Source organism: Endozoicomonas atrinae, from assembly GCF_001647025.1.
Taxonomy (GTDB): Bacteria; Pseudomonadota; Gammaproteobacteria; order Pseudomonadales; family Endozoicomonadaceae; genus Endozoicomonas; species Endozoicomonas atrinae.
The window spans coordinates 1-475 of record NZ_LUKQ02000783.1 but is presented as its reverse complement, the minus strand read 5'-3'; the positions used below and the strand labels follow the sequence as shown (position 1 = coordinate 475).

Here is a 475-nt window from a genome sequence, read left to right as displayed (position 1 = left end):
GAAAATATTGTAGATTGTTGCTGTGAAGCTTGGAATAACCTTTGCAGCGAAGCTGGTCGACTGTTCAGTCTGTGCTCCCGTGATTGGGCAGTTATACAGTAGTTAGAAAATTCAATTGGTATTAGATATCGTTCCCACTGTCATCCGTGGGAATGCATACCAGACTTTCCTGAGATACCACATCCAAGGGCTATCATTCCCACGCAGAGCATGGGAACGAGGCGAAAACCTCACTGGTATTGCTGGGCTATCTGCCGGACACGATGGGGGTACTGCTTCACTAGCTTTTGATAACTGTTATCCAGCTCTGCCTGCAGCTCATCGCTCAACCAACCCCGGTAGTGAAAACTGATACCAATCGCATTTTCTAAATCCTTAAGCTGCCGCCAACTATGCTTAGGCATCATTACCATGCATTATCTAGAACAGATGTCTCGTCGACCACAGCTACCCGAAGGTTTTAATGATGTTGATT

At 46.1% G+C, this 475-nt stretch carries 1 protein-coding gene; it reads right to left on the bottom strand.

Features of this window, described 5'->3' with window-relative positions:
* Nucleotides 1–230: 230 nt before the first annotated feature.
* Nucleotides 231–407: a hypothetical protein gene (locus tag AK963_RS34455; RefSeq protein WP_175404798.1), complete on the bottom strand. Its 177-nt coding sequence runs from the start codon at nucleotides 405–407 to the stop codon at nucleotides 231–233.
* Nucleotides 408–475: the final 68 nt, after the last annotated feature.

Bases quoted from the DNA above. Each gene is read 5' to 3' on its own strand.
- AK963_RS34455 (WP_175404798.1), bottom strand. From the start codon at position 407: ATGATGCCTAAGCATAGTTGGCGGCAGCTTAAGGATTTAGAAAATGCG.